This window comes from Limosilactobacillus ingluviei str. Autruche 4 (assembly GCF_000312405.1).
Taxonomy (GTDB): Bacteria; Bacillota; Bacilli; order Lactobacillales; family Lactobacillaceae; genus Limosilactobacillus; species Limosilactobacillus ingluviei.
Genome location: NZ_HE997173.1, coordinates 158,511 through 159,834, shown reverse-complemented (window position 1 = coordinate 159,834; position 1,324 = coordinate 158,511). Strand labels below are relative to the sequence as shown.

Below are 1,324 nucleotides of genomic sequence, written 5' to 3'. Positions count from 1 at the left end.
GATACGCTTAACGAATCAGCTACACTTTCACTCACACTAGCCGAAGTTGATGCAGACGTTGACGCTGCCACGCTTTCCGATGCCGATACGCTTAACGAATCAGCCACGCTTTCACTCACGCTAGTCGAAGTTGATGCAGACGTTGAAACTGCTGCACTTTCTGACGCTGATACGCTCTGCGAGTTAGCGATGCTTTGACTCACGCTAGCTGACACTGATGCGGCAGTCGATGCAGATTCGCTGGCACTTGTTGAAGCTGACTGGCTTGCACTTGTGGAGGCCGACTCACTTGCGCTCGTTGATGCCGATTGGCTTGCACTCGTTGAGGCACTTTGACTCGCACTTGTCGAAGCAGATTGGCTTGCACTCGTCGAGGCGGATTCACTGGCACTTGTGGATGCACTTTGACTGGCGCTTGTTGAGGAGGATTCACTTGCGCTCGTCGACGCACTTTGACTCGCACTCGTTGAGGCAGATTGGCTTGCACTCGTCGAGGCACTTTCACTTGCACTCGTTGAGGCGCTTTGGCTTGCGCTTGTTGAAGCTGATCCACTTGCACTCATTGAGGCGCTTTGGCTTGCGCTCGTTAAAGCTGATTCACTGGCACTCGTCGAGGCACTTTGGCTTGCACTGGTCGAGGCGGATTCACTGGCACTCGTCAAGGCACTTTCACTTGCGCTCGTTGAAGCAGATCCGCTTGCGCTAGTAGAAGCCGATTCACTTGCGCTCGTCGAGGCACTTTGACTTGCGCTCGTTAAAGCCGATTCACTGGCGCTGGTCGATGCGCTTTGACTTGCACTGGTTGATGCTGATTCACTTGCACTCGTCGAGGCGCTTTGGCTTGCGCTAGTAGATGCTGATTCACTGGCACTCGTCGAGGCACTTTGACTTGCACTCGTTGAAGCTGATTCGCTAGCACTCGTCGATGCCGATTGGCTTGCGCTCGTTGATGCGGATTCACTGGCGCTGGTCGATGCAGATTCGCTTGCGCTCGTTGAAGCCGATTGGCTTGCGCTGGTTGAAGCGGATTCACTTGCACTTGTCGATGCAGATTCGCTGGCACTTGTCGAAGCCGATTCACTTGCGCTTGTTGAAGCCGATTCGCTAGCACTTGTGGATGCGGACTCACTTGCGCTCGTTGAAGCAGATTCACTTGCGCTTGTTGATGCCGACTCACTTGCGCTCGTTGAGGCTGATTCACTTGCACTTGTCGAAGCCGATTCGCTGGCACTTGTTGAAGCAGATTCACTTGCACTCGTCGAAGCTGATTCGCTGGCACTCGTTGATGCACTTTCACTTGCACTTGTGGATGCCGATTCACTTG

General features: G+C 53.8%; 1 protein-coding gene. It reads right to left on the bottom strand.

Going from position 1 to position 1,324, the window contains the following annotated elements; translation table 11 throughout:
- Positions 1 to 1,324 (bottom strand): hypothetical protein (locus BN54_RS10635; protein ID WP_191976440.1); only part of this gene is annotated, 1,324 nt, incomplete at both ends.